Source organism: Streptomyces sp. NP-1717 (assembly GCF_022695985.1).
GTDB lineage: Bacteria > Actinomycetota > Actinomycetes > Streptomycetales > Streptomycetaceae > Streptomyces.
Map to the genome: position 1 here is coordinate 1 of NZ_JAAPBF010000113.1, position 22,021 is coordinate 22,021.

The 22,021-nt window shown below is 71.3% G+C and carries 20 protein-coding genes and 7 tRNA genes; 13 read left to right on the forward strand and 14 right to left on the reverse strand.

Features of this window, described 5'->3' with window-relative positions:
* Window positions 1-248: 248 nt before the first annotated feature.
* Genes GXP76_RS21610 through pgsA form a run of 3 tightly spaced genes read right to left on the reverse strand, consistent with a single transcriptional unit; the run spans window position 249 to window position 3,069 of the window.
* On the reverse strand, window positions 249-1,412 hold the full coding sequence (locus GXP76_RS21610; RefSeq protein ID WP_242573229.1) for a glycosyltransferase family 4 protein: 1,164 nt from the start codon (window positions 1,410-1,412) through the stop codon (window positions 249-251).
* Window positions 1,409-2,362, reverse strand: a complete 954-nt coding sequence (locus GXP76_RS21615; protein ID WP_242573230.1) for a phosphatidylinositol mannoside acyltransferase — start codon at window positions 2,360-2,362, stop codon at window positions 1,409-1,411. Before GXP76_RS21615 ends, GXP76_RS21610 begins: the two co-directional genes overlap by 4 nt.
* Entirely contained in the window at window positions 2,359-3,069 is a 711-nt protein-coding gene (gene pgsA, locus GXP76_RS21620; RefSeq protein ID WP_242573231.1) for a phosphatidylinositol phosphate synthase, read from the reverse strand. Before pgsA ends, GXP76_RS21615 begins: the two co-directional genes overlap by 4 nt.
* A 259-nt stretch (window positions 3,070-3,328) precedes the next feature.
* On the opposite strand from pgsA, the gene GXP76_RS21625 reads away from it, so the two are divergent.
* Window positions 3,329-5,542 carry an elongation factor G-like protein EF-G2 gene (locus GXP76_RS21625; RefSeq protein WP_242573232.1) on the forward strand — a complete coding sequence of 738 codons (2,214 nt, stop codon included), beginning with the start codon at window positions 3,329-3,331 and terminating at the stop codon, window positions 5,540-5,542.
* A 153-nt stretch (window positions 5,543-5,695) separates the two neighbouring features.
* Window positions 5,696-7,360, forward strand: a complete 1,665-nt coding sequence (locus GXP76_RS21630) for a hypothetical protein (protein ID WP_242573233.1) — start codon at window positions 5,696-5,698, stop codon at window positions 7,358-7,360.
* Window positions 7,361-7,375: 15 nt separating this feature from the next.
* On the opposite strand, the gene GXP76_RS21635 is transcribed toward GXP76_RS21630, so the two are convergent.
* Window positions 7,376-7,948 (reverse strand): HIT domain-containing protein, encoded by a 573-nt coding sequence (locus tag GXP76_RS21635; protein ID WP_242573234.1) that lies wholly within the window; start codon window positions 7,946-7,948, stop codon window positions 7,376-7,378.
* A 65-nt stretch (window positions 7,949-8,013) separates the two neighbouring features.
* On the opposite strand from GXP76_RS21635, the gene GXP76_RS21640 reads away from it, so the two are divergent.
* Window positions 8,014-8,718, forward strand: a complete 705-nt coding sequence (locus GXP76_RS21640) for a potassium channel family protein (RefSeq protein WP_242573235.1) — start codon at window positions 8,014-8,016, stop codon at window positions 8,716-8,718.
* 27 nt (window positions 8,719-8,745) lie between these two features.
* Here the strand turns inward: GXP76_RS21640 and thrS are convergent, their stop codons facing one another.
* Window positions 8,746-10,728 (reverse strand): threonine--tRNA ligase, encoded by a 1,983-nt coding sequence (gene thrS / locus GXP76_RS21645; protein ID WP_242573236.1) that lies wholly within the window; start codon window positions 10,726-10,728, stop codon window positions 8,746-8,748.
* Window positions 10,729-10,920: 192 nt separating this feature from the next.
* On the opposite strand from thrS, the gene GXP76_RS21650 reads away from it, so the two are divergent.
* Window positions 10,921-11,646, forward strand: coding sequence for an exonuclease domain-containing protein (locus tag GXP76_RS21650; RefSeq protein ID WP_242573237.1), 726 nt, complete (start codon window positions 10,921-10,923; stop codon window positions 11,644-11,646).
* Between the two features lie 88 nt (window positions 11,647-11,734).
* Here GXP76_RS21650 and GXP76_RS21655 read toward each other — a convergent pair.
* A tRNA-Val gene (locus tag GXP76_RS21655) sits at window positions 11,735-11,806 on the reverse strand.
* A 39-nt stretch (window positions 11,807-11,845) separates the two neighbouring features.
* On the reverse strand, window positions 11,846-12,301 hold the full coding sequence (locus tag GXP76_RS21660; protein WP_242573238.1) for an SRPBCC family protein: 456 nt from the start codon (window positions 12,299-12,301) through the stop codon (window positions 11,846-11,848).
* Between the two features lie 91 nt (window positions 12,302-12,392).
* Here GXP76_RS21660 and GXP76_RS21665 point away from each other — a divergent pair, with 91 nt between their 5' ends.
* A complete protein-coding gene (locus GXP76_RS21665) occupies window positions 12,393-14,888 on the forward strand; it encodes an SCO7613 C-terminal domain-containing membrane protein (protein ID WP_242573239.1) in 2,496 nt (831 codons plus the stop codon).
* 81 nt (window positions 14,889-14,969) lie between these two features.
* Here GXP76_RS21665 and GXP76_RS21670 read toward each other — a convergent pair.
* Both GXP76_RS21670 and GXP76_RS21675 read right to left on the reverse strand, forming a co-directional pair.
* Window positions 14,970-15,041, reverse strand: a tRNA-Val gene (locus GXP76_RS21670).
* A 55-nt stretch (window positions 15,042-15,096) separates the two neighbouring features.
* Window positions 15,097-15,555 carry a TIGR02611 family protein gene (locus GXP76_RS21675; protein ID WP_242573240.1) on the reverse strand — a complete coding sequence of 153 codons (459 nt, stop codon included), beginning with the start codon at window positions 15,553-15,555 and terminating at the stop codon, window positions 15,097-15,099.
* A gap of 190 nt (window positions 15,556-15,745) precedes the next feature.
* On the opposite strand from GXP76_RS21675, the gene GXP76_RS21680 reads away from it, so the two are divergent.
* Together GXP76_RS21680 and GXP76_RS21685 are read left to right on the forward strand one after the other, a co-directional pair.
* Complete coding sequence (locus GXP76_RS21680) at window positions 15,746-16,159, forward strand: SsgA family sporulation/cell division regulator (RefSeq protein WP_023542925.1); 414 nt, start codon at window positions 15,746-15,748, stop codon at window positions 16,157-16,159.
* Between the two features lie 271 nt (window positions 16,160-16,430).
* Window positions 16,431-16,988 (forward strand): CGNR zinc finger domain-containing protein, encoded by a 558-nt coding sequence (locus tag GXP76_RS21685; RefSeq protein ID WP_242573241.1) that lies wholly within the window; start codon window positions 16,431-16,433, stop codon window positions 16,986-16,988.
* 3 nt (window positions 16,989-16,991) lie between these two features.
* Here GXP76_RS21685 and GXP76_RS21690 read toward each other — a convergent pair whose 3' ends face one another.
* Both GXP76_RS21690 and GXP76_RS21695 read right to left on the reverse strand, forming a co-directional pair.
* Window positions 16,992-17,144, reverse strand: a complete 153-nt coding sequence (locus tag GXP76_RS21690) for a hypothetical protein (protein ID WP_242573242.1) — start codon at window positions 17,142-17,144, stop codon at window positions 16,992-16,994.
* Between the two features lie 128 nt (window positions 17,145-17,272).
* Entirely contained in the window at window positions 17,273-17,731 is a 459-nt protein-coding gene (locus GXP76_RS21695) for a hypothetical protein (protein ID WP_242573243.1), read from the reverse strand.
* A 205-nt stretch (window positions 17,732-17,936) separates the two neighbouring features.
* Between GXP76_RS21695 and GXP76_RS21700 the strand changes: the two genes are divergently transcribed.
* The gene (locus tag GXP76_RS21700; protein ID WP_242573244.1) at window positions 17,937-18,449 is read left to right on the forward strand and encodes a DsbA family protein; all 513 of its coding nucleotides are present in this window, start codon (window positions 17,937-17,939) and stop codon (window positions 18,447-18,449) included.
* A gap of 21 nt (window positions 18,450-18,470) precedes the next feature.
* Here GXP76_RS21700 and GXP76_RS21705 read toward each other — a convergent pair whose 3' ends face one another.
* From GXP76_RS21705 to GXP76_RS21715, 3 genes are read right to left on the reverse strand one after another with little or no spacing between them, the layout of a single operon-like run.
* Window positions 18,471-19,310, reverse strand: a complete 840-nt coding sequence (locus GXP76_RS21705; protein WP_242573245.1) for a GNAT family N-acetyltransferase — start codon at window positions 19,308-19,310, stop codon at window positions 18,471-18,473.
* Between the two features lie 42 nt (window positions 19,311-19,352).
* Entirely contained in the window at window positions 19,353-20,174 is an 822-nt protein-coding gene (locus tag GXP76_RS21710; RefSeq protein WP_242573246.1) for an aminotransferase class IV, read from the reverse strand.
* The gene (locus tag GXP76_RS21715) at window positions 20,175-21,230 is read right to left on the reverse strand and encodes a chorismate-binding protein (RefSeq protein ID WP_242573247.1); all 1,056 of its coding nucleotides are present in this window, start codon (window positions 21,228-21,230) and stop codon (window positions 20,175-20,177) included.
* 179 nt (window positions 21,231-21,409) lie between these two features.
* Between GXP76_RS21715 and GXP76_RS21720 the strand changes: the two genes are divergently transcribed.
* From GXP76_RS21720 to GXP76_RS21740, 5 genes are all read left to right on the forward strand, one after another.
* A tRNA-Gly gene (locus tag GXP76_RS21720) sits at window positions 21,410-21,482 on the forward strand.
* Window positions 21,483-21,518: 36 nt separating this feature from the next.
* A tRNA-Cys gene (locus tag GXP76_RS21725) sits at window positions 21,519-21,592 on the forward strand.
* Between the two features lies 1 nt (window position 21,593).
* Window positions 21,594-21,665, forward strand: a tRNA-Val gene (locus tag GXP76_RS21730).
* Window positions 21,666-21,685: 20 nt separating this feature from the next.
* Window positions 21,686-21,757 (forward strand) — tRNA-Val (locus GXP76_RS21735).
* A gap of 23 nt (window positions 21,758-21,780) precedes the next feature.
* Window positions 21,781-21,852 (forward strand) — tRNA-Val (locus GXP76_RS21740).
* Window positions 21,853-22,021: the final 169 nt, after the last annotated feature.

A 22,021-nucleotide genomic window follows, 5' to 3' on the forward strand; every position in this document is an offset into this window, starting at 1 on the left:
ATTGAGGGCGCAGCCCACCGTCCGACGAAGTACGGCCGAACACCCGGCCCGCCGGTCGGCATGTGGCCGGAACATCCCAGCCCGCCCGCCGAACCAAAAACGGCGCCGCCCACCTCCACGAAGCCGCACCCGGCAACACCCAGCCCGCCCGGCGATTGAGGGCGAATCCGGCCCGCCGTGCGACGTACGGCCGAACACCCAGCCCGTCCGGCGATTGAGGACAGACCCCGACCGGACGCCGGAGCGCGCTAGTCGCGGGTCGCCAGGCCGAAGCGCGCCCGGAGGCCCACGCGTTCGTCCGTCGCCACCGACGCCGCCCCGTCGGTCACCGTCTCGTAGACCGCCAGAATGTCCGCCCCCACCGTCGACCAGTCGAAGCGCCGCACATGCGCGCTCCCGCGACGGCGCAGCTCGTCGCGGCGCGCCGGGTCGCCCAGGAGCCGTATCGCCGCCTCGGCCAGCGCGTCCGCGTCCTCGTTGGCGAACAGCTCGCCCGCCTCGCCCTGGTCCAGTACCTGCGCGAACGCGTCCAGGTCGCTCGCCAGCACCGCCGCGCCCGCCGACATCGCCTCGACCAGGATGATGCCGAAGCTCTCGCCCCCGGTGTTGGGCGCCACGTACACGTCGACGCTGCGCAGCAGCCGCGCCTTGTCCTCGTCGCTCACCATGCCGAGGAATTCGACGCGCTCACGCATCTCCTTGGGAAGCGACTCCACCGCTTCCTTCTCGTCGCCGCGCCCGGCGACCAGGAGCCGGGTCCGCGGAAACGCTTCGAGGATCGTCGGCAGGGCCTTCATCAGGACGGGCAGCCCCTTGCGGGGTTCGTCGATGCGCCCGATGAAGCCGATCGTGCCGCCCTGCCACTCGGGGTTGACCTCGGCCTCGGCGAAGAAGCCGACGTCGACACCGTTGGGGATGACGACCGCGTCGCCGCCCAGGTGCTCGACCAGCGTGCGCCGCGCGTACTCGCTGACGGCGATCCGTGCGCTTATCTTCTCCAGCGCCGGCTGGAGGATCGGGTACGCGGCGAGCATCACGCGTGAGCGCGGATTCGACGTGTGGAACGTCGCGACGATCGGCCCCTGAGCCGCCCAGCAGGTGAGCAGGCCGAGCGAGGGCGCCGTGGGCTCGTGGATGTGGATGACGTCGAAGGTGCCGTCGTGCAACCAGCGCCGTACCCGGGCCGCCGCCAGGAAGCCGAAGTTCAGCCGGGCGACGGAGCCGTTGTACGGGACGGGTACGGCCCGCCCGGCGGACACCACGAACGGCGGGAGCGGCGTGTCGTCGTCGGCGGGGGCGAGCACCGAGACCTCGTGGCCGAGACGGATCAGATGGTCCGCGAGATCCCTGATGTGGAACTGCACTCCGCCCGGTACGTCCCAGGAGTACGGGCAGACGATGCCGATCTTCACCGGGTCCCCCCGGCGCGCTCGGCGCTCTCGGCTTCCCCGGCGCTCCGGCCGGTACGTGGTTCGAGGTCCGCGAGCCACAGACGTTGCAGCATGTGCCAGTCCTCCGGGTGCTCGGCGATGCCGGCGGCGAACGTGTCCGCCAGGGCCTGTGTCATCACCGACGACTTCTCGGCCCGTTTGCCTGTCTCCGGTACCTCGACGGCCGGATACACCCGTCCCCGCATGAGCTTCGGACCGTCGAAGCTGAGCGTCACCGGGAACAGCAGCGCCCCGGTCTGCTGCGCCAGCATCGCGGGCCCCGCCGGCATCCGTGTCCTCTCACCGAAGAACGTCACCTCGACGCCCGAGGCGGACAGGTCACGGTCGGCGACCAGGCACACCAGGCCACCGGCCCGCAGCCGCCTGGCGAGCGTTCCGAACGCGCTGCCGCCGGTGTGCGGCAGCACCTCCATACCGAGGCTCTCGCGGTACTCGACGAAGCGGTCGAAGAGCGATTCCGGCTTGAGCCGTTCCACGACGGTGGTGAACGGAACACCCATCCCCCGGGTCAGCCAGGCCCCCGCCAGATCCCAGTTGGCGAGGTGCGGCAGGGCGAGGACGACGCCCCGCCCGCTCTCCAGGCCCTCGTTGAGCAGATGGATGTCCTTGATCTCGACGCTGTCCCGGACGCGTTCCGCGCTCCAGACGGGCAGCCGGAACGACTCCATCCAGTACCGCATGTACGAGCGCATGCCGGCCTTCGACAGCTCGGCCAGTCGCTCGGGGCCCGCCTCCGGCACCACCCGGGCCAGATTGGATTCGAGCCGCAGCACGTTCGGGCCGCGGCGTTTCCACACGGTGTCGGCGATGGTCCTGCCGAGTGCGTTGGCCGCCGGTTCGGGGAGCTTCTTGACGGTGCTCCAGCCGAGCCCGTACAGCGCGTCGGTGATCCGGTCCCGCGCGCCGCTCATGAAGCGGACTCGCTGGCACTGGCGGCGTCCGCCTCGGCGGACTCGCGCCGTACGGTCACCACGCGCTGCCCGAGTGTCACCAGGCTGCCCGCGGCCACCACCCACAGCGCGATCGGCAGGAGGATGTCGATGCCGGGCACGCCGAACGCGTGGAGCCCCGCGAGACCCGCCGCCACGAGCGAGATGACCAGCCGCTCGGCGCGCTCGATGAGTCCGTTGACCGCCACGGGCAGTCCGATGGACTCGCCCCGGGCCTTCGTGTACGAGACGACCTGGCCGCTCGCCAGGCAGAAGATCGACACGGCGCACAGCACGTTGTTGTCGCCGGTCCCCGCGTACCAGAGCGCGAATCCGCCGAAGACCGCGCCGTCGGCGACCCGGTCGAGCGTGGAGTCCAGGAAGGCTCCCCACCGGCTGGAGATCCCGGCCTGCCGCGCCATGTTGCCGTCGACGAGGTCGGAGAAGACGAAGAGCGTGATGACGATGGTGCCCCAGAAGAACTCTCCGCGGGGGAAGAAGAACAGCGCGCCGGCCATCACTCCCGCCGTACCGATGAGTGTCACAGCGTCGGGACTCACCCCCCGGCGGAGCAGAAACGCGGCGAACGGGGTGAGGACACGCGTAAAGAATGCACGCGCGTACTTGTTCAGCATGGCCTTCCCGACGGTCGGTGGGCCGGCCGCCCCTTCGGCCACCGGCTGGCCCATCGTAGCCAGCCCCGACGGGCTCCACCGCCGGGGCGCCCAACCGGTGCCCCGGCCCGGATCACGGGCGGGGCGGGGCGGCTCCGGGCGCCGTCCCGCGCGACCCCGATCGCCGTCCCCGTGCCCCCGCGCGCCACGTATGGACGCGGGCCGACGCGAGTGGAAAGCTCGAAGGACCACCGTGGGCGCCGCCGGAGCCGCCGCGCGGCTCCCGTCACCCGCGCCCCGCTCCTCACCGTGCGATCGATCGGGAGGCATGATCATGGGCGACAAGGCGAACGGACATCCCGGGGCCGCCGGAAGGGCGACGGCGGTCGACCGGCCCTCCTCCGTACGGAACGTGGTGCTGGTCGGCCACAGCGGATCCGGCAAGACGACTCTGGTCGAGGCCCTGGCGCTGACCGCCGGGGCCCTCACGCGGGCGGGCCGCGTGGAGGACGGCGGCACCGTCTCGGACTACGACGAGATCGAGCACCGGCAGCAGCGTTCCGTACAGCTGTCCCTCGTTCCGCTGGAGTGGGGCGGGTACAAGATCAATCTGCTGGACACCCCCGGCTACGCGGATTTCGTCGGGGAGCTGAGGGCCGGTCTGCGAGCGGCGGACGCGGCCCTCTTCGTCGTTTCGGCCGCGCAGGAGGCGGAGGCGGTGGCGGGCGCCACGCGCGCGGTGTGGGAGGAGTGCGCCGCCGTCGGTATGCCGCGCGCGATCGTCGTGACGCATCTGGAGACCGCCCGTGTCGGCTTCGACGAGCTGACCCGGGTCTGCGGCCGGATCTTCGGGGGCGACGACCCCGATGCCGTCCTGCCGCTCTACCAGCCCGTGTACGGTCCCGAGGGCCCCGACGGGCATGCGCGGGTCACCGGGCTCACCGGACTGCTCTCGCGGAGGATCTACGACTACTCCTCCGGCGCCCGCGAGGAGCTGGCGCCCGATCCGGACCAATTGCCGCTCATCGACGCGGCCCGTGACCGGCTGATCGAGGGGATCATCGCCGAGAGCGAGGACGAGACCCTCATGGATCACTATCTGGGCGGCGGTGAGATCGACGAGCGGACCCTCGTGGACGATCTGGAGAAGGCCGTCGCCCGCGGTGTCTTCCACCCCGTCCTCGCGGCGGCGCCCGCGGCCGACGGCGCCCGCCAGGGCCTCGGCACCGTCGAGCTGCTCGAACTGATCACCGGTGGTTTCCCCACGCCGCTGGAGCGCCCTGCCCCCGAGGTGACCACCCCGCACGGCACGGCCCGCCCGCGCCCGCGATGCGACCCGCGCGGTCCGCTGGTCGCCGAGGTGGTGAAGACGGCGTCGGACCCGTACGTCGGCCGGCTCTCCCTCGTCCGGGTCTTCTCCGGCACCCTGCGGCCCGACGAGACGGTGCACGTCTCCGGGCACGGTCTCGCCGACCGGGGCCACGAGGACCACGACGTGGAGACACGGGTCGGCGCGCTGTCGGCGCCCTTCGGCAAGCGGCAGCGCGCGCTGGACAGCTGCGTCGCGGGCGATCTGGCGTGTGTGGCGAAGCTGATGTGCGCCGAGACCGGCGACACGCTCTCCGCGTCGGACGATCCGCTGCTGATGCGGCCCTGGGCGATGCCCGACCCGCTGCTGCCGCTGGCCGTGGAGGCGCACAGCACGTCGGACGAGGACAGGCTGTCGCAGGGGCTCGCGCGGCTGGCCGCCGAGGATCCGACAATGCGTCTGGAGCAGAATCAGGCCACCCATCAGGTCGTCCTGTGGTGTCTCGGCGAGGCGCACATGGACGTGGCTCTGGAGCGGCTGCGCGACCGCTACGGGGTCCAGGTGGACGTCGTACCGCACAAGGTGTCGCTGCGTGAGACCTTCGGCGAGCGGGCGGCGGGGCGCGGCCGGCACGTCAAACAGTCCGGCGGCCACGGTCAGTTCGCGATCTGCGAGATCGAGGTCGACCCGCTGCCCGCCGGGTCCGGGATCGAGTTCGTCGACAAGGTCGTCGGCGGGGCGGTGCCCCGGCAGTTCGTCCCCTCCGTGGAGAAGGGAGTGCGGGCGCAGGCCGCGCGCGGTGTCGCCGCCGGGCATCCGCTGGTCGACGTGCGCGTGACGCTGGTCGACGGCAAGTCGCACTCGGTGGACTCCTCCGACGGCGCTTTTCAGACGGCGGGAGCGCTGGCGCTGCGCGAGGCGTCCGCCGGTGCCCGTATCGAACTGCTCGAACCGGTCGCGGCGGTGGAGGTGGTGATCCCCGACGAGTACGTGGGCCCCGTGATGAGTGACCTGTCGGGGCGGCGCGGCCGGGTGGTCGGCACCGATCAGGCCGGGCGGGGGCGGACGGTCGTACGGGCCGAGGTTCCGGAGACCGAGATCGGCCGGTACGCGATCGATCTGCGGTCGGTGTCGCACGGCACGGGACGGTTCAGCCGCTCGTACGCCCGGCACGAGGCGATGCCGCCGCACCTGGCGGAGCGGCTGCGCGAGAGCGCCGGAGCCGCCGTGCGGGCCTGAGCCGGTGGGACGCCGACGGGGCGGTACGAGGCCCGGTCCGGATTCTCCCTGACGCGGAGCGTGTGCCCCCGTTACGCTGTGATGCGCCCCAGCTCAGCAGGTGTGCGGGGCACGGTAGTTGGGAAAAGGGCGCAGCAGCGGATGCTCGCGGCGATGGGGGCGACAGTGTCGGACGGATTCGATTTCTCTCCTGGGGCTCAGGTTCCACTTCAGGGGTCGGCGGGTCAGACGGCGGCGACGCATGCCCTGGCCTCGGCGGCGTATCGCGACAGCCCGGTGGAGGAGATCCTCAAGGCGAACAGCGAATGGCACAAGTCCGAGGTGAAGAAGGGCAAGGTGTCGCTGTTCGAGCCGAATCTGGGCGAGGCGTTCTCCCGCGCGGTGCAGACCCGGATGCTGGGCGGCGGCCGTGCCGCGCTCATCCAGTCCTTCGGTACGGAGCCGCAGACGGTGGTCGAGCACGCGCTGGCGGCGTCCCGCATCCGTAAGGAGCGCGACACCCGGCTGACCGTGGTGACGGTGCTGTTCGGCCTGTTGTTCCTGCCGGGCACGCTGCTGTGGATCGGTGTCTTCCAGCTGCGCCGGACGCTGGCGGGTTCGAAGGACAAGAAGGCGGGCGCCATCGGCGGCGCCCTGCTGCTCGGTGTGGCGGCGCTGGCGGTGGTCTTCCTGGTGGCACTGCCGTTCACGGGATTCCTGGGCTGGTATCTGCGCGGGGTGATCATCGCGCCCGTCATCGGCTGGCTGCTCGCCAAACGGATCTGCGAGACGACGGCGAAGGACCTGCGCGCCCGCTGGACCGATCTCCTGGCGGGCGGCGGTCTCGGCGCCAAGGTGCCCGAGGCGGTGCCGGGGCACCCCGACGAGACAGCGCGGGAGGAGCTGCGCAGCGGGCTGGAGAAGCTGACCGCGGAGCAGCGTTCCAACGCGGTCTTCTACGCGGGCCCCAAGGGGATATTGGGCATGGGTACCCGCTGGGGCAACTGGACGCTCGCGGAGGAGCTGGTTCCCAAGGAGGCCGGCAAGGAGATCCACCAGTTCCGCAGCTACGACGTCATAAAGGCGATGCACGACCAGCTGAAGATGCTGGAGCGCGGCCCTCTCAACTCCGGTGGTTTCCCCAAGCCCGAGGTCAAGCACTGGATCGTGCGGCCGGTCGACGAGAACGCCGGATCGGTCAGCAGGCCGGAGGGGCAGGACGTCGAGGCGTACCAGGTCAAACCGCACGAGATACAGCGGATCTGCAACCACCAGCAGTTCGGGGCCGGTGACCGGCACTATCTGGGTGTGCAGTTCGTCCTGTGGGACGGCCAGTTGATCATCACCATGATGATCACGGTGACGGTCCTGCACGAGACACTGCGTATCGAGGTGACGGGTCACGCGCTGGGGCCGGTGAACCCCCTCTTCTTCTCGAAGCCGTCGCCCAAGACGGTCACCAAGCCCAAGACGGTCAGGTTCTGGGAGACGACGACGCACAGTCTGCCGCTGGTCGAGCCGAAGGAGGCCGTGCGGCTCGCGGTCCGCGCCCCCTTCACCTGGTATCCGCCGATCCTCGACTTCCTCGGCGGGAAGCTGGCGCTGCCCGAGCCCTTCGGTCTGCGGCACGCCTGGGCGGACAAGCCCTGGCGCCACCGCTTCATGGCCGACGACGCGATGCGCGCGGCCACGCCGGTGCTGCGGGTGGCGCACGCGGCGGCCCTGCGGGTGCTGAACGAGAACGGCGTGGACACCGAGCGCTTCGGCAGCCGGTCCTCGTCCCTCAGCGGCGCGGTCCAGGACCCGACACCGAAGAAGGTGGACGTGTACGACGCGTAGGACCGGTTGCCGGGGTCAGGAGGGGGAGCCCGGCGCCGGCCACGCGTCGGCCAGCATCTTCCGGGTGTCGGCGAGCAGTTGGGGCAGCACCCGCGTGTGCGCGACGACGGGCATGAAGTTGGCGTCGCCGCCCCAGCGCGGCACGACGTGCTGGTGCAGATGGGCGGCGATGCCCGCCCCGGCCACGGTGCCCTGGTTCATGCCGATGTTGAAGCCGTGCGCCCCGGAGGCCGTACGCAGCGCGGTCATCGCCCGCTTGGTGAACACGGCGAGTTCGACGGTCTCGGCCGGGTCCAGCTCGGTGTAGTCGGCGACGTGCCGGAACGGTACGACCATGAGGTGGCCGCCGTTGTACGGATACAGGTTCAGCACCGCGTAGACCGCGTCGCCGCGGGCGATGACGAGCCCGTCCTCGTCGGACTTGCGGGGGATGGAGCAGAAGGGACAGCCGTCGTCCGCGTTCGGACCGGTGGGCTTGTTCTCGCCCTGGATGTAGGCCATCCGGTGGGGCGTCCACAGGCGCTGGAACGCGTCCTGGGTACCCACTCCGATCTGCTGCTCCGGCTCGCTCGTCATGCTGTGAAGCATATGACTTCGGCCCGGTGAAGCGTGTCGGCGGGCCCGCCCGCGCACGCCCCCGCCATGCTGGCGCGATGCGTGTCCGGAACCGAACCGAGCGGCTGCGCGACTGGGAGCGGCGCCTCGACCTGCCGCTGCTCTTCGCCTCGCTGCTCTTCCTCGCCTGTTACGCGGTCATCGTGCTGAACCACGGCCGAGACCCGCTCCTGGACGACGCGGCGCTGAGTGTCCTCTTCATGATCTGGGCGCTGTTCGCGGTGGACTACGCGGTACGTCTGGTGCTGAGCGGCCAGGGTGTTCACTTCGTGACGTCGCACTGGCTGGACACGGTCGTCCTGCTGCTGCCCCTGCTGCGCCCGGTGCGGATCGTCAACACGTACGTGACGCTCCAGCGCCGCCGCGACCAGCCGCGGCTGAGTCTGTACGGGCGGGTGATGTCGTACGCGGGGATCACTGCCGCCCTGCTCAGCTTCGCCACGGCACTCGCGGTCTACCAGCAGGAGCGCGGCGCGCCGGGCGCCACCATCCGGACCTTCGGGGACTCGGTGTGGTGGGCCTGTTCGGCGATCACCACGGTCGGGTACGGCGACGTCACGCCGGTGACATCGCTCGGCCGGGTGTTCGCGGTCTTCCTGATGGTCTGCGGTCTGGCGCTGCTGGGTGCGGTGACGGGTTCGTTCTCCTCGTGGCTGATCCAGGTCTTCGGCCGGGAGGACCTGGCGGGCACGGCGGAGCGCGGGAGCCCGCCGCCGGACGTCGGACGGCCCCCGGGAAGCTGACGCCTCCCGGGGGCCGTGGGTCACGCCTCAGACCTGTACGCGGCGCTCCACGACGTCCAGCAGCTCGGCCAGGGCCTCGTCGGCGGGGATGCCGTTCTTCTGCGTGCCGTCGCGGTAGCGGAAGGACACCGCGCCGTTGGCGACGTCCTCGTCACCGGCGATGATCATGAACGGCGTCTTGGCCTTCTGGTGGTTGCGGATCTTCTTCTGCATCCGGTCGGCGGACGCGTCCACCTCGACGCGCAGCCCCTTGGCCTTCGCCCGCGCGGCGAACTCCTGGAGGTAGGGCACGTGCGCGTCGCCGATCGGGATGCCGACCGCCTGGACGGGCGCCAGCCAGGCCGGGAACGCGCCCGCGTAGTGCTCCAGGAGCACGGCGAAGAAGCGCTCGATCGAGCCGAACAGCGCCCGGTGGATCATGACGGGCTGCTGCTTGGAGCCGTCCGGCGCGGTGTACTCCAGCTCGAACCGCTTCGGCTGCTGGAAGTCGACCTGGATCGTGGACATCTGCCAGGACCGGCCGATGGCGTCCTTGGCCTGGACGGAGATCTTGGGTCCGTAGTACGCGGCGCCGCCCGGGTCCGGGACGAGCGGCAGACCCTGCTTGTCGGCGGCCTCCTGGAGCGCCGCGGTGGCCTCCTCCCACTCGGCGTCCTCGCCCATGAACTTGTCGGACTCCGGGTCGCGGGTGGACAGCTCCAGCTCGAAGTCGGACAGGCCGTAGTCCCGCAGCAGCTCCAGGACGAAGGTGAGCAGGGAGTCCAGCTCCTGCGCCATCTCCTCCTTGGTGCAGTAGATGTGGGCGTCGTCCTGGGTGAAGCCGCGCGAGCGGGTGAGGCCGTGCACGACGCCGGACTTCTCGTAGCGGTAGACCGTGCCGAACTCGAACAGGCGCAGCGGCAGCTCGCGGTAGGACCGGCCGCGCGCCTTGAAGATCAGGTTGTGCATCGGGCAGTTCATGGCCTTGAGGTAGTAGTCCTGGCCGTCGAACTCCATGGGCGGGAACATGCCCTCCGCGTAGTGCGGCAGGTGCCCCGAGGTCTCGAAGAGCTTCTTCTTGGAGATGTGCGGGGTGTTGACGAACTCGTACCCGGACACCTCGTGGCGGTGGCGCGAGTACTGCTCCATCTCCTTGCGGATGACCCCGCCCTTGGGGTGGAAGACCGCGAGGCCGGAGCCCAGCTCGTCGGGGAAGGAGAACAGGTCCAGCTCGCTGCCCAGCCTGCGGTGGTCACGGCGCTCGGCCTCGGCGAGGAAGTCGAGGTGGGCCTTCAGCTCGTCCTTGGACGGCCACGCGGTGCCGTAGATCCGCTGGAGCTGCGGGTTCTTCTCGCTGCCGCGCCAGTACGCGGCGGCGGAGCGCATCAGCTTGAAGGCCGGGATGTTACGGGTGGTGGGCAGGTGCGGGCCGCGGCACAGGTCCTTCCAGCACAGCTCGCCGGTCTTGGCGTCGAGGTTGTCGTAGATGGTCAGCTCGCCGCCGCCGACCTCCGCGGAGGCGCCCTCGGCCGCGTCGGCGGCCTTGCCCTTGAGCCCGATCAGCTCGATCTTGTACGGCTCGCCGGCCAGCTCGATCCGCGCGTCCTCGTCGGTGGTGACCCGCCGGGAGAACCGCTGGCCGCGCTTCTGGATCTCCTGCATCTTCTTCTCGACGCGCTTGATGTCGTCGGGGGTGAAGGGCTCGGCGACGTCGAAGTCGTAGTAGAAGCCGTCCTTGATCGGCGGACCGATGCCCAGCTTGGCCTCGGGGAACAGCTCCTGCACGGCCTGCGCCATGACGTGCGCGGTGGAGTGGCGCAGGATGTTCAGTCCGTCCTCGGAGGACATCTCCACGGGCTCGACGCTCTCGCCGTCGGCGACCTCGTGACTGAGGTCCTTCAGCTCACCGCCCACCCGGGCGGCGATCACGGTGCGCTCGCCGGGGAAGAGGTCGGCCGCCGTAGTGCCCGTCGTCACCACGCGCTCTTCCCGCTCGGAATCGCGTTCGATGGTCACGCGGACATCTGACACCGGTCTCTCCTTCACTGGCGGGGCGCGCAGGCTCGTATCCGTACGCGTCGGGAATCGTACCGAGCCGGAGGGGCCGCCCGCTAAACGGTTCAATTGTGCCGCCGTCTCCGGCGTACGGCGCAAAGGGTGCGGGTATCACCGATTCGGGCAGTCGGCCTGATGCCATCTGCCGAGCGTGCGTGAGGAGTTCGGATGACGCACTGGTACGAGGGCCCGCTGGCCGCCTTCGACATCGAGACGACAGGCACCGACGCCGAGGAGGACCGGATCGTGTCGGCCGCCCTCGTCGTCCAGGACATCTCGGGCGCCCGCGCCCGGGTCACCCGCTGGCTGGTCAATCCGGGGATACCGGTGCCGGTCGAGGCGACCGAACTGCACGGCCTCACCGACGCGTTGGTGCAGCGCTCCGGCCGCTGGCCGGCCCCGGTGATAGAGGAGGCCGGCCGGGCGCTGGCCGAGCAGTGCGCGGCGGGCCGGCCGCTGGTGGTGATGAACGCGCCGTTCTGTCTGACGGTCCTGGACCGCGAGATGCGGCGCCACCGCAACTCGTCCATGGCCCGTTATCTGGAGAATGCCCCGCTCTGCGTGCTGGATCCGAGTGTGCTGGACCGGCATCTCGATCCCGCCCGCAAGGGCCGGCGGCGGCTGATCGATCTCTGCTCGCTGTACGGGGTGGTGCTGGACGGCGAACACGACGCCGTGGCCGACGCGGTGGCGGCGCTCGAAGTGGTGCGCTCGGTGGGGCGCCGGTTCGCCACCACGACCCAGCAGCTCACGGCGGCCCAGCTGCACGCGCGGCAGGCGCTCTGGCACGCGGCGCAGGCGCGCGGCCACCAGGAGTGGTTCGCCCGCGGCGGTCCACGGGCCGCGCCCGATCCGGCATGGCCGCTGCGGCCCCAAGTACCCGCGGCGGCCTGACAGTCGCACCGCCAAGCGTCCCCGGCGACCGACCGGGCCCGGACAGCGGAGAGGCCGGTCCGTCATCGACGGACCGGCCTCTTCCCGGTGGGCGATACTGGGTTCGAACCAGTGACCTCTTCGGTGTGAACGAAGCGCTCTCCCACTGAGCTAATCGCCCGGGAACGGACTGAACCATACAGGTCTCGGCGGGTTTCGTTCAAACCGTATGACGGCGTGCGAGCACCTTCCGCAACCCCCGCCGCCCGGCCCGCATCATCAGCGCGTGGTTGGCGACGAAGAAGGGCCGCCCGGCCACGGCCAGCCGCCGCAGGAGCGGCTTGTTGACGACGACCTCCTGCTCGTACAGGGCGTGCGTGCCGCCGCCTTGGGCGCTCAGCGTCCACCGCGCCCAGCCTTCGAGGTCGCCGGTCATCCCGATCTCCAGGACGCGGGCGCGCGGGTCGTTCCTGCTCTCGCGGGCCCGGACGACGAGGTCGTACGGGATCACGGACCGGAACCGGGCGGTCCCGGTGCGCTCGTCGACCGGGGTGACCTCCCGGACCTGGGGCCACCAGTCGGGGTACTCACCGGCCCGCTCCAGCACGCCGAACACGACGTCCGGTGGGAAGTCGAGCCGCCAGACGCTGCGGAAGCGGTAGCGATACCTGTCCATGGCCCAAGTGTGCGCCCCGCGCACGTACTCACCCACGTATCTGAGTACGAGAGCCGATGGCCCGTTCTGTGGCACGGACCACACTCCGAGCATGGAGAACGTTCCGCGTCCGGCCGAGGAGCTCGCGATCCTCGATCGCGAGCTGGCCCGAATCGACGCGCGCAGAGCACAGTTGCTCGCCCGCAGGTCCTATCTGCTGGCACTGCTGACACCACGGCAGCCGGTGGCACCGCCGCAGCCGCAGGCACCGGCACCGGCGGCGTGGCCCGCCGCCCCCGCGCCCGAGACGTCCCCGCCGAGCGTGCAGAACGCTCTGCTGGCGCTGGGCGGTGTGCTGCTGGCCATCGCGGCGATCGCCTTCACCGTGGTCAGCTGGGGCTCCATGGGCATCGGCGGCCGGTCGGTCGTGCTGGGCAGTGTGACCGCCGCCGCCCTCGCCACACCCGCCCTGCTGCTGCGCCGGTCGCTCACCGCCACCGCCGAGGCCGTCGGCGCGCTGGCTCTGGTGCTGACGGTCCTCGACGCGTACGCCCTGTACCGGGTCGCGCTCCCGGACGCGGACCCGCTCGGCTACACGGCCGCCGCGTGCGCCGTACTGGCCGCCGGCTGGGCCGCGTACGGGCTCCTCGTCGACCGGCTCCGCACTCCCCTGCCCGCCGCCGTCCTCACCGCCCAACTCCCGCTGCCGCTCTGGGCGCTGGCGGCGGGCGCGGGCCAAGTGACCTTCGCCTGGGCGCTGCTGGCGACCGCCGTGGCGGACATCGCGATCGCGCTGTGGACCAGGCCGGAGCCGGCCCGGTCCGTCGCGGGTGTGACCGCCTGGGTGGCCGGCGGCTGGGCGCTGCTGATCGCGGGCGGGCTCTCGGTGACCGCCGGCTCCCCGCTGGACGCCGCACGGCCCGGTGCGCTGCTGCTCGCCGCCGCCGCGGTCGCTCTCTTCGTGGCCGTCCGCGTTCCCGGTGCCGCGTTCGCGAGCGCCCTGGTGGCCGGTCTGGCCGCGACGGTCGCGGCCGGCGGCGTGGTGCGGCCCTCGGTGCCGCTCAGCTGGGCCGTCGTCGGGTATCTGCTGTGCGGCGCGGCCCTGTTGACGGCCGTACGGGCTCCGCTGCCCCGCGCGGCGGTGCGCGGGCTGTGCGCCGCCGCGGGGTCCGTCGTGACCGTGGCCGTCCTGTGGGCGCTGCCGTCGGTGGCCGCGTCGCTGCTCGGCCCGGTGTCCCGGGCGGGGAACATCTGGACGGGGGCGCCCGGCAGCGCGCGGGAGGCGATCGGGACCGGTCCGGGATGGCCGGCGATGACCACGGCGCCCGTGGTGCTGCTGATCTCCGCCGGGCTCCTCGCGCTCGCGTACGGCAGGCTCCCGGCCTCCGCGCGGCCCGCCGCCCTGTCCGGAGTCACCGCTCTGGGCTGGGCCGCCGTGCTGGTCCTTCCGGCCACGCTGGACCTCGGGTACGCGACGGCCGTGGCCACCGGCCTCGTCACCACGGCGGGCGCGCTGGCGCTCACGGTGTACGCGCACCTGCCGGCCGCGCCGCGACGGCCCGCCCCCGCGGTGCTGCCGGCGGTCTCGACGACGGCCATGATCTGCGCGACGGCCGGCGCGGCCGCCGTCTGTGCCCTGTCCCTGGCCACCGAGACGGCCACCCTGGTCACCCTCGGGGCGCTGCTCGCCCTGTTCGGCGGCGCCGCCGTGGCCCTGAACGCCGCCGTGACCGGCACCGCGGCCGGCGACGACCCGCGGTCCCCTTCGGCCAGGGCCGCCTTCCCGGCCCGTTCCTTCCAGGCCGCCCTGGCCTGTCTCGCCGTCGCGACGGCCACCGCCCTGATCTGCGCGCTCTGCGCGTCGGCCGGGCTGCCGCGCGAGCACATCGCCGTGGCCGTCCTCGCCGTACCCGCCGCCGGCGCGCTGCTCGGCGCACGCCTGCGCCGCCACCCCGCGGGCCTGCCGACGGAACTGACGGCGGCCGGAGCCGGTCTGCTCGCCCTCGGCCTCGCCGCCGGCCGCCCGGAGACCGTCGCCCTCGTGCTCGCCCTCTGCGCGGTCGTCGCGGCGGGCACCGCGCTGCGCCCGGACCGCCGCCCGGAGGCCGGGTATCTGGCGGCGGCGCTGTTCGTCCTGGCCACCTGGGTGCGGCTGTACGCCTCCGACGTGGCCACCCCGGAGGCATACACACTGCCGGTGACCGTCCCCGCGCTCGTGGTGGGTCACCTGCGGCGCCGCGGCGACCCCGAGGCGTCGTCCTGGACGGCGTACGGCCCCGGCCTCGCCGCGACGCTGCTGCCGAGCCTCGCCGCCGCCTGGGGCGACACGCACTGGCAGCGCCCGCTGGCCCTGGGAATCGCCGCGCTCGCCGTCACACTCGTCGGCGCCCGGCTGCGGCTGCAGGCGCTGCTGGTCCTCGGAGGCGCGGTGCTGGCCCTGGACACGCTGCACGAGCTGGCGCCGTACATCGTCCAGGCCGTGGGCGCCCTGCCGCGCTGGCTGCCGCCCGCGCTCGCCGGGCTGCTGCTCCTGGCGGTGGGCGCGACGTACGAACGGCGCCTCAACGACGCCAGACGGCTCCGGGAGTCCCTGGGCCGGATGCGCTGACGGAGCGGCGCACAGGATTCGCGTAGCGGAGAACGACCGATGCCCCGGAGACGGTGAAGTCTCCGGGGCATCGATTCCGGGTGGGCGATACTGGGTTCGAACCAGTGACCTCTTCGGTGTGAACGAAGCGCTCTCCCACTGAGCTAATCGCCCGGACGCAGGGCAAACATTACCCCATGTCAGTTGGCCCTCCGGACCGCTCCCCCGGTCACTCGTCGATCTTCCACGGCATGGTGAATCCGAACTCCCAGAGGTAAATGCCCACCAGCACCGCGATGATCACCAGACCCACCGTGGTGAGGATGATGTTGCGGCGGCGGACCTTGGGATCGAGCGCTTTCTGCGCGGCTTCGGTCACTTTGCGTCGCGTCCACCGGAGCACCAGTTGTGCCCAGACGAATTCGGTCGCCCAGATCGCCATACCGCCGAAGATCACCAGCCAGCCGGGACCGGGCAGCACCAGCATCGCCGCACCGGCCACGACCACGGCGAGACCGACGACGAATACCCCGACCTGCCAGCTCACATGAAGCGGCTTCGAACTCTTGATAAAGCCCGGAGCACGTGAGCCGAGCTCACGCTCCGCCAGCTCCGCCGTCAATTGCCCAGCGGATTTATCTGCCGTCGGCACGACGACATCCCCCCGCTCGTCACTCTCCGCATGCATGGCACCCAACCTACCCGACCCCGAGTCGTCACCGGAATGGCGGCATAAGTCGAAGTTACACACCGCTGTACGAGCTACCTGAAGGATCACAAAACAGACAGAGGGGTTTACAACGACACCGTAGGTGGCATGTCGATTTCGCCGACGTGCGAATCCCCGAGCGCACACTGAGCGAAAGGCCCTGGCGCTTATGAACACCACGGTCAGCTGCGAGCTGCACCTGCGCCTCGTTGTATCGAGCGAGTCCTCACTGCCTGTACCCGCGGGCCTGCGGTATGACACGGCCGATCCTTATGCCGTGCACGCCACCTTCCACACCGGAGCCGAGGAGACGGTCGAGTGGGTGTTCGCCCGCGACCTTCTGGCCGAGGGGCTGCACCGGCCCACCGGCACGGGCGACGTCAGAGTATGGCCCTCACGCAGCCAGGGCCAGGGCGTCGTCTGCATCGCACTCAGCTCCCCGGAGGGAGAGGCTCTGCTGGAGGCACCGGCGCGAGCCCTGGAATCCTTCCTCAAGCGAACCGACGCCGCGGTGCCACCCGGCACCGAGCATCGCCACTTCGACCTCGACACGGAGCTTTCCCACATCCTGGCCGAGAGCTGAGCCAGGCCGAGAACTGCTCGGCGCCGTCCGACTCGGGGAGACGGCGCCGTGCGGACAACCACATAACGGCGGACAGCGACGCCGTCGCCGCGGAACCACCGCGACGACGGCGTCGCCGCGTTCGACGGACCCTCTCGACCGCGAAACAGGCCCTAGGGGGTGTCCGCAAAGTCCCGCCTGGCCTGCGGGCGGACGGCGCTACTTCGCGGACACCCCCTAGGATCTGCGGAACCCGGCGGGCACCGGTCCGCAGCAGGCCAGGGAGCCACTCGTGCAGATCCCCCACGACACCCGCAACGCCCTTGAGACCGTCGTCAGTCTCGTGAACACGATCCCCGAGGCCGGCGGCGCGGACGGGCTCGCCGATGTCGAGGCCCTGTACGGCTTCGCACGGACCCACCGCATCAGCGGCGTGGGAGAACTCGGCCCCCGCGATCTGCGGGCCGTACAGGACGTACGTACGCGCCTGGCCGAGGTGTTCGCCGCGTCCGGTCCCCGTGAGGCCTCCGAACTGATCAACCGGCTGGTGGCCGCGGCAGGCACGACCCCGCAGCTGACGGATCACGACGGCTACGACTGGCACGTGCACTACTTCGCCCCGGACGCCTCGGTCTCCGACCATCTCGCCGCCGACTGCGGCATGGCACTGGCGTTCATCGTGGTGGCGGGTGAGCAGGAGAGGCTGCGGCGCTGTGAGGCGCCGGACTGCGGGCACGCCTTCGTCGATCTGTCGCGCAACCGCTCCCGCCGTTACTGCGACAGCCGCACCTGCGGGAACAGGCTCCACGTCGCCGCCTACCGGGCACGCCGCAAGGAAGCGGCCGGCTGAGCGTCACAGGAGGAACAGATCGTGTACCGCCGCCATCAGCAGCAGGGTGCCGATCACCGTCAGGAAGATCATCAGGGGCGGCTGGGAGAGCGCGAACAGACAACCGCGCGGCTCTTCGGTGGGTGCGGGATTTGGGCCCCGTGAGGTATCGAGCATCTCGGGGTGATCATGACGCAGGTGACGGCCCGCCGAACAACCAACACGCGTCCCGGCGGGGCCAGTTCGTCAGATTCCCGGCAAACGTCCACCCCCTGAGACAGACCGGGCTCCGGGAGCCTCCCCGGTCAGATGCCGTGCTTCTTGAGAATGGCCTCGACATCGCTGAAATCGTCAGCGGGATCGGCGGCGGGCTTCTTCGCCTTGCCCGCCTTCGGCTGCGCGGCGGGCGCCGCGGACGAGCCGAGCGAGGGCGCGGAGGCCGCCGGCGCGACCGCGTCGCGCTGCGCCGCCTTGTTCGCCGCCCTGCGTTCCTTGCGGGAGCCGACGCCCGCGCGCCGCTCCACCATCCGTGTCGTCATGAAGAGCACCCAGGAGAGTCCGAGCAGTCCGACACCCACCCACGCGGCCGGGCTGAACGCCTTGTCGGCGAGCCACTGGACCACACCGGTCATCACCAGCGCGACCGGCACCAGTGAGTACGCGGCGATCCTGGTCGCCGCCAGGAAGCGCTTGCGGTAGGCGGTGATCGCCGCGATGCCGAGCCCGGCAGAGGACACCGCGGAACAAATGGTCTCGGCAATCATCCGGTCCTCCAGGCGTGGCGCCGTCGTCGGTAGGGGCGGTTCTCGTCGCGCGTGCCGGTGTACGCCGACATGCCGACGCTTCCATCCTGCACCCCCGGCCGGGTCGGGGGCCACGGTCCGCGGTGACCTCAGGGAGATCTCCGGGGTTCGTCTCCTCCCCAGGTCCCGGTCGGGAGGGGGTCCGGGGACCTGGAAGACTGGCCACATGAGTGACTCCCCCACCACCGGTCCCGTCGTCCTCGACGTCTGGTGCGAGCTGCAGTGCGCCGACTGCCACACCGCGCTGGCCGACCTGCGCGCGCTGCGGGCGCGCTACGGCGACCGGCTGGACGTACGGCTGCGGCACTTCCCCCTGGACAAGCACCGGCACTCCTTCGCCGCCGCGCAGGCGGCCGAGGAGGCGGTGGAGCAGGGCCAGGGCTGGGCGTACGCGGAGGCCGTACTGGCCCGCCACGCGGAGCTGGCCGACCGGGGCGAACCGCTGCTGCTGGAAATCGCCCGCCAACTGGGCCTGGACGACGAGGAGTTCGACACCGCGCTGATCGACGGCCGGCACACCCTGATCGTCGACGCCGACCAGGCCGAGGGCAAGGCGATCGGTGTGACCGGCACCCCGACCTACGTCATCGGCGGGGAGCGCCTCGACGGCGGCAAGAGCCAGGACGGGCTGCGCGAGCGCGTCGAGGAGATCGCCGACCGGCTGCTCGCGCGGGCCTGACAACCGCATCCCGCCGTTCCGTCACAGGAGCGCCTTGAAGACGTTGCGGTGCGTGGTCGCGTACCCGAGGGATTCGTAGAGGCCGATCGCCGGGGTGTTGCCCGCGAAGACGTGCAGGCCCAGGGCGCCGGTGCCCATGCCGTCGGCGATCCGCTCGGCGTGCAGCATCAGGGCGCGTCCGTAGCCCTTGCCGCGCTGCTCCTCGGGCACCTCCACGTCGTACACGAACGCGACGACCACTCCGGGGCTCAGCTCCCGGGTGCCCACCCAGACATGGCCGACCACCTCTCCGTCGTGGACCAGCACGTCGATCGAGGTGGCGGGGCTGGCGAGGCCGTCGGGCAGGAGCTGGCGGCGGCTGGACTCGGCCTTGGCGCGGGCCTGCTCCGCCGGCAGGCCGCGGTCGATCCAGCTCTGCCGGAAGCCGTCGAACGAAGCCTCCGCCCAGAGCGCGTACTCCGTCTCCTCCATCCGTCTGCCGGTGAGTCCGGCCGGGAGGACCGGCGGCTCCCGGTCCAGCTCCTTGAGCATGTTCCTGCTGCGCTCGGTGTGCCCCAGGGTCTCCAGCAGCCGCAGCGCGCCCTCCGCCCCGTCGGGGACGGACGCGACCACCTGGCCGCAGCCCCAGCCGCGCAGGACCTCCTCGGCGGCGAGGACGGCGACCGTGCCGCGACCGCGGCGCCGGTCCGCCTCGTCGATCCGCAGCCGGCGCAGGACACCCGCCGGGGTGCCGAAGGCACCGTCCATGCCGAGTTCGATCTCACCGACGGGACGGCTGTTGTCACACACCTCGTAGCCGCGTGACGCCATGCCGTCGTCGGTCCTCTGAAGCGGCCCGGTCGGCCGCAGGGTCGTGGTCATCAGGGGAGTTCTACCCATCCGACCGGCGGCCGTCATCAGGTTTTACGGATCGAGATCGGCCGCCGCCCGCTCCTCGAAGACGCGCATGGCCTTCGCCGTGACCGGGCCGGGGGCGCCGGGCAGCTCACGGCCGTCGATGCGGTGGACGGCCTGCACGTCGCGCAGTGACGACGTCACGAAGATCTCCTCGGCACGGTCGAGCGCGTCGAACGGCAGCCGGGTCTCGTGGGCTCCGGTCCACTCCACCGTCAGGGCCCGGGTGATACCGGCCAGACAGCCCGAGGAGACGGGCGGGGTGTGCAGCCGGCCGTCGAGTACGACGAAGACGTTGGAGCCCGTGCCCTCGCAGAGGTCCCCCACCGTGTTGGCGAACAGCGCCTCGGAGGCGTCCTGTTCACGCGCGGCGGCGAGGGCGACGACGTTCTCGGCGTACGACGTGGTCTTGAGCCCGGTCACCGCGCCGCGTTCGTTGCGCGTCCAGGGGACGGTGATCACCGCGGTGGTGTCGGGGCGGCGCTTCGTCTCCCCCACGGCCACCACCAGGGTCGGGCCGGCGTCGCCGCGGTCGGAGCCGAGCGGCGACAGACCGCCGGTGTACGTGATCCGCAACCGGCCCATGTCCACCGGATTCGCGTCCAGGACGGCGCCGCAGGCGGCGCGCACCTCGTCGTGGTCGGGGTCGGGCAGTCCCAGACCGCGCGCCGAGCGGGTCAGCCGGTCCAGATGCCGGGTGAGGGCGAAGGGCCGCCCCTGGACGGTCTTCACCGTCTCGAAGATTCCGTCACCCACGGTCAGCCCGTGGTCGAGCACGGAGACCCGTGCGGCGTCGGCCGCCCGCAGTCCGCCGTTGACCCAGATCATCATCTAGCCGGTCCTTCCCGTCGCTTCGTACACTCCCGACGCTACCGCCAGCAGGCGCGATGCCTTGAGTTCCGTCTCCTGCCACTCCCGCTCGGGGTCGGATCCCCAGGTGATGCCGGCGCCGGTGCCGAACCGGACGACGGGTCCGTGCGGCGGGTCCCGCTCGATCCAGAACGTCCTTATCCCGACGGCGAGTTCGGCCGTTCCGCGGTCGGCGTCGACCCAGCCGACGGCGCCGCAGTACGGTCCGCGAGGGGCGGTCTCCAGCGCCTCGATGATCTTCAGCGCGCTGGATTTCGGCGCGCCGGTGACCGATCCGGGCGGGAAGGTCGCGGCCAGCAGCGCGGGCCAGCCCGCGCCCCCGGCGAGTTCGCCGCGCACCGTCGACACGAGATGGACGAGTCCGGGGTGGGGCTCGACGGCGCAGAGAGCGGGCACGGTCACCGATCCGGTGGCGCAGACGCGGCCGAGATCGTTGCGGACGAGGTCCACGATCATCACGTTCTCGGCGTGGTCCTTCTCCAGCAGGTCGGCGGCGGTCCGGCCGGTGCCCTTGATGGGGCCGGACTCCACGGTGCGGCCGGTGCGCCGGAGATAGAGCTCCGGCGACGCGGTGGCGATCTCCACGCCGTGGGCGCGCAGCCTGATCGTGCCGGCGTACGGGGCGGGGTTGCCGCGCGCCAGGAGTGCGGTCAGCGCGTCGACGTCGGCCCCGTCCGGGTCGGGCAGCGGCGCCGTCAGGACGCGGCAGAGGTTTGCCTGGTACACCTCACCGGCCGCGATGAGTTCGCGGATCCGCCGTACGCCGGAGACGTACGCGGCGCGGTCGAGCGACGACGTCCAGTCGCCCGCCGCCGGGCCCCGCCACTGTCCGGGGACGGGCGCGGGCACCGGTTCGCGGCGTACGTCGCCGAACCGGGCGCAGGTGAGACGGCCCTCGAAGTCCATGGCGACGGCCCAGAAGCCGGTGGAGTCCAGGGCTTGCGGGTCACGGGTGACATCGCGCAGATCGGTGGCGACGAGGTCACCGAAGCGGGCGAGCGGAGGGAGGTCGGGCACGATGGTTAAGTCTAGGACGGCGCGCGGGACTCGCCACGAAGTGTCACGAGGGCGCCGTGAAGGTGCCGCAGTGTGAACGCACGGCAGCACGCTGCACAAACGCGTTTTTGTGCTGGCCCCGTAATCCGCTAGAGTTCACCACGTCGCCGGGCCGCGAGTTGAGGACCGGGAAACGGCACGCGGACGTAGCTCAGTTGGTAGAGCGCAACCTTGCCAAGGTTGAGGTCGCCAGTTCGAACCTGGTCGTCCGCTCGAGTTGGGGGAATCAATCCCGTCCCCCGTACTCCTGGTGGAGTGGCCGAGAGGCGAGGCAACGGCCTGCAAAGCCGTCTACACGGGTTCAAATCCCGTCTCCACCTCCAAGGACGATTAGCTCAGCGGGAGAGCGCTTCCCTGACACGGAAGAGGTCACTGGTTCAATCCCAGTATCGTCCACTGGATCCATCCGGATTCCCGCGCGATTAGCTCAGCGGGAGAGCGCTTCCCTGACACGGAAGAGGTCACTGGTTCAATCCCAGTATCGCGCACGCAGTACACGCGGGGTCACCCTGCGCGATTAGCTCAGCGGGAGAGCGCTTCCCTGACACGGAAGAGGTCACTGGTTCAATCCCAGTATCGCGCACAGCCCGAAGCCCCCGGCCTTCTCAGGCCGGGGGCTTCGTCGTGCGTGCGGGGTGCTCAGGACGAGAAGAGCATCCGGCCGAAGCCCTTCTGGCGGTGGTGACCGCCGTGGTGCCCCCCGTGGTGACCGCCGTGCGGCGCTCCCCACGCGGGAGCCGGCGCGGCGCCGG